Annotated in this window: 7 protein-coding genes; 3 read left to right on the top strand and 4 right to left on the bottom strand. The window is 63.7% G+C overall.

The window, feature by feature from the left end:
* Nucleotides 1-7: 7 nt before the first annotated feature.
* From CON76_RS00170 to CON76_RS00160, 3 genes are all read left to right on the top strand, one after another.
* Complete coding sequence (locus CON76_RS00170; protein ID WP_101100904.1) at nucleotides 8-1,117, top strand: cytochrome P450; 1,110 nt, start codon at nucleotides 8-10, stop codon at nucleotides 1,115-1,117.
* A 115-nt stretch (nucleotides 1,118-1,232) separates the two neighbouring features.
* Nucleotides 1,233-1,556 carry a 2Fe-2S iron-sulfur cluster-binding protein gene (locus tag CON76_RS00165; RefSeq protein ID WP_101100902.1) on the top strand — a complete coding sequence of 108 codons (324 nt, stop codon included), beginning with the start codon at nucleotides 1,233-1,235 and terminating at the stop codon, nucleotides 1,554-1,556.
* A 58-nt stretch (nucleotides 1,557-1,614) separates the two neighbouring features.
* Nucleotides 1,615-2,859 carry an NAD(P)/FAD-dependent oxidoreductase gene (locus CON76_RS00160; protein ID WP_101100900.1) on the top strand — a complete coding sequence of 415 codons (1,245 nt, stop codon included), beginning with the start codon at nucleotides 1,615-1,617 and terminating at the stop codon, nucleotides 2,857-2,859.
* A gap of 7 nt (nucleotides 2,860-2,866) precedes the next feature.
* Here the strand turns inward: CON76_RS00160 and CON76_RS00155 are convergent, their stop codons facing one another.
* The 4 genes from CON76_RS00155 to CON76_RS00140 all read right to left on the bottom strand — a co-directional run bounded on the left by CON76_RS00155 (nucleotide 2,867) and on the right by CON76_RS00140 (nucleotide 7,117).
* On the bottom strand, nucleotides 2,867-3,880 hold the full coding sequence (locus CON76_RS00155; RefSeq protein WP_101100908.1) for an aldo/keto reductase: 1,014 nt from the start codon (nucleotides 3,878-3,880) through the stop codon (nucleotides 2,867-2,869).
* A 70-nt stretch (nucleotides 3,881-3,950) separates the two neighbouring features.
* On the bottom strand, nucleotides 3,951-5,195 hold the full coding sequence (locus CON76_RS00150; RefSeq protein WP_101100898.1) for a nucleoside recognition domain-containing protein: 1,245 nt from the start codon (nucleotides 5,193-5,195) through the stop codon (nucleotides 3,951-3,953).
* An 83-nt stretch (nucleotides 5,196-5,278) separates the two neighbouring features.
* Nucleotides 5,279-6,229 (bottom strand): Gfo/Idh/MocA family oxidoreductase, encoded by a 951-nt coding sequence (locus CON76_RS00145; protein WP_101100896.1) that lies wholly within the window; start codon nucleotides 6,227-6,229, stop codon nucleotides 5,279-5,281.
* Nucleotides 6,230-6,250: 21 nt separating this feature from the next.
* Nucleotides 6,251-7,117 carry a class III extradiol dioxygenase subunit beta gene (locus CON76_RS00140; RefSeq protein ID WP_101100894.1) on the bottom strand — a complete coding sequence of 289 codons (867 nt, stop codon included), beginning with the start codon at nucleotides 7,115-7,117 and terminating at the stop codon, nucleotides 6,251-6,253.
* Between the last annotated feature and the right edge of the window lie 3 nt (nucleotides 7,118-7,120).

Raw genomic sequence — 7,120 nt, 5'->3', positions numbered from 1 at the left:
GGGGTAAATGCGATTGCCCTGCTTCTGGAGCGAAGAAGCCCAGATGTGGATCCTGTCGCGCTACGCCGACATCGTGTCCGCCGGCCAGGACTGGCAGACCTACTCCAGCGCCAGCGGCAACCTGATGACCGAACTGCCGGGCCGCGCCGGTGCCACCCTGGGCAGCTCCGACCCACCAAAGCACGACCGCCTGCGCGGCCTGATCCAGCACGCCTTCATGAAGCGCAACCTGATGGCGCTCGAAGAGCCTATCCGTGCCGTGGCGCAAGAGGTGTTCGGCCAGCTCAAGGGCGTGGACAACTTCGACTTCAAGGACACCTCGTCCAAGTTCACCGTCAAGGTGCTGATGGCCGCGCTGGGCCTGCCCATGGGCGCCGAGGCCATCGTGGACGAGAAGATCGTGCGCGACAACGCCGTGCTGATGGTGCAGTCCGACGCCCGCACCCGCACCAAGGGCCCCGAGCACATCGCCGCCTTCAACTGGATGAAGGACTACGCGGCCCAGGTCATCGCCATGCGCCGTGCCGAGCCGCGCGACGACTTGATCAGCAACTTTGCGCTGGCCGAGATCGACGGCGACCGCCTGGACGACAACGAAGTGCTGCTGACCACCACCACCCTCATCATGGCGGGTGTGGAGTCTCTGGGCGGCTTCATGATGATGTTCGCCTACAACCTGGCAACCTACCTCGACGCCCAGAAGGCCCTGGTGGCCGACCCGTCGCTGCTGCCCGACGCGATCGAGGAAAGCCTGCGCTTCAACACTTCGGCGCAACGCTTCCGCCGCCGCCTGATGAAGGATGTCGAGCTGCACGGCCAGACCATGAAGGAAGGCGACTTTGTGTGCTTGGCCTACGGCTCAGGCAACCGCGACGAACGCCAGTTCCCCAACCCCGACGTGTACGACATCACCCGCAAGCCGCGTGGCCACCTGGGCTTTGGTGGCGGCGTGCACGCCTGCCTGGGCACCGCCATCGCCCGCATGGCGGTCAAGATCGCGTTCGAGGAATTCCACAAGGTGGTGCCGCAGTACAAGCGCGTGGCCGACCAACTGCCGTGGATGCCGTCCTCAACCTTCCGCAGCCCGTTGGTGCTGGAACTGACGACCGCCGTCTGATCCGCCCGACGCTTGCGCCCTGCAGCTTTTACACTGTGGGGCGCAAGCGTTTGTGGTTTGCACTGCTGCCACGTCGGCAGCGTTTTCATTTACCGTTCAAGGAACCCGTCTCACCATGGCCAACATCACCTACGTCGAAGCCTCTGGCGAATCCACCACCGTCAACCTGCCCGACGGCTGGAACCTGATGCAAGGTGCCATCACCAACGGCATCGAAGGCATTCTGGGCGAATGCGGCGGCTCGTGCGCCTGCGCCACCTGCCACTGCTACGTGGACGAAGCCCGCTTGGGCGATCTGCCCCCGGCCAGCGAGTCCGAACTCGACATGCTGGAAAACGTGGCTTCCGAGCGCCGCCCCAACAGCCGCCTGGCCTGCCAGATCAAGTCCTCGCCGCTGCTCGAAGGCCTGATCCTCAACCTGCCCGCCACGCAGGAATAAGCCTAGGCTGTCAGCCCCCAGTCCCCAATTCACCACCACAGCAGCAGGAGACACCACCATGAGCAAAGCAGCAGCGGGTATCGTCATCATCGGCGCAGGACAAGCCGGCGTACAAACCGCCGAAGCCCTGCGCAGCAGCGGCTACGAAGGCAGCATCACCCTGCTGGGCGATGAGGCCGATGGCCCCTACCACCGCCCGCCGCTGTCCAAGGCCTGGCTGGCTGGCGACATGGAAGCGGCCCAACTGGTGATGCGCGCCCCCGAAATGCTGGCGCGCAAGCACATCGAGCTGCGCACTGGCGTGACCGTGACCGGCATCGACCGCGCGGCCCAGCGCGTGCTGCTGGCCGATGGCACCAGCCTGGCCTACAGCGGCCTGCTGCTGGCCACCGGCTCCACCCCGCGCCGCCTGCCGCTGCCGGGGGGCGACGCCGCTGGCGTGCTGGCCCTGCGCAGCAAAGCCGATGCCAATGCCATGGCAGAACGCATGGCGCTGTGCATCGAGAAAAACCTGCCCGTGGTGGTGGTGGGTGGTGGCTTCATCGGCCTGGAAGTGGCCGCCACCGCCCGCAAGAAGGGGCTGGCCGTGACCGTGCTGGAAGCCGCCCCGCGCCTGCTGGGCCGCGTGCTGGCTCCCAAACTGTCCGACTGGTACGCCGAACTGCACCGCAGCCACGGCGTGAACCTGGTGTTCGATGCCCGCATTGCCGCCCTGAACGTGGGCGCTGACGGTGCCGTGACCGGCGTGCAGATGGCCGACGGCACCGTACACCCCGCCGGGCTGGTGGTGGTGGGCATAGGTGTGAACGCCAACGACCAACTGGCCCTGGCCGCTGGCCTGGAATGCGACCGTGGCATTGTGGTGGATGGCTGTGGCCGCACCAGCGACCCCGCGATTGTGGCTGCTGGCGACTGCACCGCCCGCCGCCTGCCCGATGGCAGTCTGCTGCGCCTGGAATCGGTGCAAAACGCCACCGAACAGGGCAAATCCGCCGCCGCCGCCCTGCTGGGGCAGGATCGTCCCTTCACCGCCACGCCGTGGTTCTGGAGCGACCAGTACGACAAGAAACTGCAAATGGCGGGCTTGTCCACCGGTGCCGACCAGTGGGCGGTGCGTGGTGACATGGCCGCCAACAGCTTCAGCGTGTACCACTTCAAGGGTGAGCAACTGCTGGCCGTCGATTCCGTCAACGCCGCCAAGGAACACCTGCAAGCCCGCAAGCTGCTGGACGCTGGGGTTTCCCCCACCTTGGCACAAGCCGCCGATACCGGGTTCGATCTGGGCAGCTTGCTGGTGAAGTAACGCAACGTCAAGCCGCTTCAAACACCTCGGTGTCCACTTCGGTGTTGCCTTGGGTGTTGTAGCGGCTGCCCACCACGTTGCCTGAGTGGATGCAGGCGTCCAAGCGGGCCATCACGTCGGCGCTGAGTGACACATTGAGCGCACCCAAATCGTCCAGCAGATGCGCCTCGCTGGTGGTGCCCGGAATCGGCAGGATGTGCGGGGCTTTGTGCAACAGCCACGCCAGCGCCAGTTGTGCCATGGAACAACCCACCTCTTGCGCGATGGCACGGTAGCCGTCCAGCAGCGCCAAGTTGGCGGCATAGTTGCTGGGGGTGAAGCGTGGCATGGCGCGGCGGATGTCTTTCTCGTGCAAGGTGGCTACGTCGGTCAGTTCGCCGCACAAAAAGCCGCGCGCCACCGGGCTGAAGGCCACAAACGCGGTACCCAGTTCACGGCAAGCGTCCAGCACCGCGATTTCAGGGTTGCGTGTCCACAGCGAATACTCGGTTTGCAGTGCGGCAATCGGGTGTACGGCGTGGGCGCGGCGCAAGATGGGGGCCGACACTTCGCTCAAGCCAATCGCACGGATCTTGCCTTCGCGCACCAAGTCGGCCAGCGCGCCCACGCTGTCTTCAATCGGCACCTGCTTGTCCCAGCGGTGCAGGTAGTACAGGTCGATCACATCGGTTTGCAGGCGCTGCAACGCCGCCTCGCACGTGGCCTTGAGCGTGGCGGGGCGGCCATCGATGACACGCACTTTTTGCCCATCGCCTTTCACGTCCACGCCGGTCATGCCGCACTTGCTGGCCAGCGTGAAGCGGTGGCGGTGCTGGGCCAGCACTTTGCCCACCAACGTCTCGTTGGCACCAAAGCCGTACAGCGCGGCGGTGTCAAAGTGGGTCACGCCCGCGTCCAACGCCGTCAGCAGCACGCGCTCGCCTTGCTCGGCGGACACGGGCGCGCCATAGGCGTGGCTCAGGTTCATGCAGCCCAGCCCAATGGCTGAGACCTGAAACGGCCCCAACGCACGTTGCGGCAATGTGATATTTGCTTGGATACCCATTTTTGATCTCCAGAAAATTGAATTTCACTCACAACGGTGGGTACGCTCAATGGTAGAACGCATACGCCACCAGAATAGCCCCGACCAATCCAACCGCATCGGCAAACAGGCCGCACGCCAGCGCATAGCGGGTATGTCGGATGTTGACGCTGCCAAAATACACCGCCAGCACGTAGAACGTGGTCTCGGTGGAGCCTTGGATGATGGCTGCCAGTCGCCCTGCAAAGGAGTTGACACCGTGCGTCGTCATCACATCCACCATCAGACCACGGGCACCGCTGCCGCTCAGGGTTTTCATCAGGCCCACCGGCAAGGCGGGCACAAAGTCGGTGTTCAGGCCCACGGCACGCACCAGCGCCGCAATCGCATCGACCAGGTACGCCATGCAGCCGCTGCTGCGAAACAGTGCAATTGCCGCCAGCATGGCCACCAAATACGGAATGATCTGCACCGCCACGCCAAAACCTTCCTTCGCCCCTTCAATGAAAGCGCCATACACGTCGATGCGTCGCCACGCTCCCGCCGCCACCAAAGCGGCCACCAGCGACAACACCAGCCCGCTGCCCAACGCGCCCATGGCCTGTGCCATGCGCTCGGGCGGCAAGCTGTGCAAGCCACCGTACAGCAGCGCCATCAACGCCGCCAACCCCAACAAGCACCACCACACCGGGCCGCGCCACAGGGGCAGACGTTGCACCCACGCCACCACCAGCAAGCCCGCGCAAAACGAGATGAACGTCGCCATCAGCGTCGGCAAGAAGATGTCGGCACCGTTGAAGGCCGTCAGCCCCTGTTGCGCCGCCAAACTTTGCCGGATCGCGATCACCGAGGTCGGGATCAACGTGATGCCCGCTGTGTTGAGCACGAGGAACATGATCATCGGGTTGCTGGCGGTGTCGGGCTGTGGGTTGAGCGTTTGCAGATCGCGCATGGCCTGCAAGCCCAGCGGGGTGGCCGCGTTGTCCAGCCCCAACACATTGGCGCTGAAGTTCATGCTGATGCTGCCCACCGCCGGGTGCCCGGGCGGGATGTCCGGAAAGATGCGCGCAAACAGCGGTGCCAATTGGCGCGCCAACCACGCCATCACCCCGGCCTGTTCGCCTATCTTGAGCACGCCCAGCCACAGGCTCATCACGCCGACCAGCCCGATCGACACCTCAAACCCGGTCTTGGCACTGTCGAACAAAGCGGACAGCATCTGGCCAAAGACACCCCAATCGCCTTGCAGCCACTGCCACCAACCCACGGCCACGCCGAGCAAGACAAACACGATCCAGACAATATTGAGCATGGGCGCGGATGGTGCCACAAACCACAACGCCCACCGGGCCAGGGTGGGCGTTGCTGCGGGTGCCTACAAAGGCTCCGCCAAGATCAGGCGTTGAGCTGCTGCTCCAGCGCGTGCAGCACTTGGTAGCACGGCAACACTTTTTGCACGCTGCTGTTGGGCTCGCGGCCTTCGCGGATGGCGGCAAAGAACTCGCGGTCTTGCAGCTCGATGCCGTTCATGCTCACGGCCACCTTGGACACGTCGATCTGCTCTTCCTTGCCGGTGAACAGGTCGTCGTAGCGCGCAATGTAGGTGCCGGTGTCGCCGATGTAGCGGAAGTAGGTGCCCAACGGGCCATCGTTGTTGAACGACAGGCTCAGGGTACAAATGGCACCATTGGCGGCTTGGAGCTGGATCGACATGTCCATCGCAATCCCCAGCACCGGGTGGATGGGGCCTTGAATGGCATTGGCCTTCACAATCGGGCTGTTGGCCTGATAGGCAAACAGGTCAACGGTGTGGGCAGCGTGGTGCCACAGCAGGTGGTCGGTCCAGCTGCGGGCCTGGCCCAGCGCGTTGGTGTTGGTGCGGCGGAAGAAGTAGGTCTGCACATCCATTTGCTGGATGTTGAATTCACCGGCTTGCACCTTGTTGTGGATCCACTGGTGGCTGGGGTTGAAACGGCGGGTGTGTCCCACCATCGCCACCAAGCCCGTTTCCTGTTGCAGGCGGGCCACTTCTTCACCGGCCTTGAGTTCGTCGCACAGCGGAATTTCCACTTGCACGTGCTTGCCCGCTTGCAGGCAAGCGATGGACTGGCTGGCGTGCATCTGCGTGGGGGTACACAGAATCACGGCATCGACTTCCTTGATCTTCAAGGCATCGTCCAAGTCGGTGGTCACGTGCTTGATGCCATACTTGTCGGCCACTTCCTGGGTCTTGGCCAGATCGCGGCTGATGAGCGACACCACTTCCACGTCGGGAATGTTCTTGATACCGTCCAGGTGCTTGATGCCGAAAGCGCCGGCCCCGGCGAGAGCGACTTTGATGGTCATGAGGTTGACTCCGATAAAAAATTATTGGTTTTCCAGGATGACGTGGCCGACGGCGGTGTTGGACGCGGGCACGTGGTAGAAGCGGTGCACCAGCTTCGGGGCCGGGCCGCCAGCGACGTCGGCCATCGCGCCGCGTGCAATCAGCCACATCACCAGCTCGATGCCTTCGCTGCCGGCTTCGCGCACGTAGTCAATATGCGGGGTCTGGGCGCAGGCCGCCGGGTCGGCAATCATCTTGTCGAGCCAGGCGTTGTCCCACTCGCGGTTGATGAGGCCTGCGCGTGCGCCTTGCAACTGGTGGCTCATGCCGCCCGTGCCCCAAATGTGGACGTTCAGGTCTTCGTCAAACGACTCCACCGCCTTGCGGATGGCCTGACCCAACGCAAAACAACGCTGGCCACTCGGCACGGGGTACTGCACCACGTTGACGGCGAACGGGATCACCGGGCAGGGCCAGGCGTCCTTCTCTGGGTCGAGTTCGCCGCACATCAGGCTCAGCGGCACGGTCAAACCGTGATCCACGTCCATCTTGTTGACGATGGTGAGGTCAAAGTCCTGCTGGATCACGCTTTGCGCGATGTGGCTGGCCAGCTCCGGGTGGCCTTTGACCACCGGCACCGGACGCGGGCCCCAGCCTTCATCGGCGGGCTGGTACTCGGCAGCGGTGCCAATCGCAAAGGTTGGGATCAAATCCAAGCTGAACGCGGTGGCGTGGTCGTTGTAAACCAAGAAAATGACATCGGGCTTGTTGTCCTTCATCCACTGCTTGGAGAAGTCGTAGCCCGCAAAGACCGGCTTCCAGTAATCGTCTTGGGTCTTGCCCAAGTCCAGCGCAGCACCAATGGCAGGCACGTGGGAGGTGTAAACAGAGGCGGTGATTTTGGCCATGTT

The organism is Macromonas bipunctata (genome assembly GCF_002837135.1).
In the GTDB taxonomy this organism is placed as follows: Bacteria; Pseudomonadota; Gammaproteobacteria; order Burkholderiales; family Burkholderiaceae_C; genus Macromonas_A; species Macromonas_A bipunctata.
Note: the sequence above shows the minus strand (reverse complement) of the source record. Positions and strands in the feature narration are given on the sequence as shown.

What these genes read in the sequence shown, in the direction of transcription:
- CON76_RS00170 (WP_101100904.1), top strand. Translation starts at nt 8, where the DNA reads ATGCGATTGCCCTGCTTCTGGAGCGAAGAAGCCCAGATGTGGATCCTG.
- CON76_RS00165 (WP_101100902.1), top strand. Translation starts at nt 1,233, where the DNA reads ATGGCCAACATCACCTACGTCGAAGCCTCTGGCGAATCCACCACCGTC.
- CON76_RS00160 (WP_101100900.1), top strand. Translation starts at nt 1,615, where the DNA reads ATGAGCAAAGCAGCAGCGGGTATCGTCATCATCGGCGCAGGACAAGCC.
- CON76_RS00150 (WP_101100898.1), bottom strand. Translation starts at nt 5,195, where the DNA reads ATGCTCAATATTGTCTGGATCGTGTTTGTCTTGCTCGGCGTGGCCGTG.
- CON76_RS00145 (WP_101100896.1), bottom strand. Translation starts at nt 6,229, where the DNA reads ATGACCATCAAAGTCGCTCTCGCCGGGGCCGGCGCTTTCGGCATCAAG.
- CON76_RS00140 (WP_101100894.1), bottom strand. Translation starts at nt 7,117, where the DNA reads ATGGCCAAAATCACCGCCTCTGTTTACACCTCCCACGTGCCTGCCATT.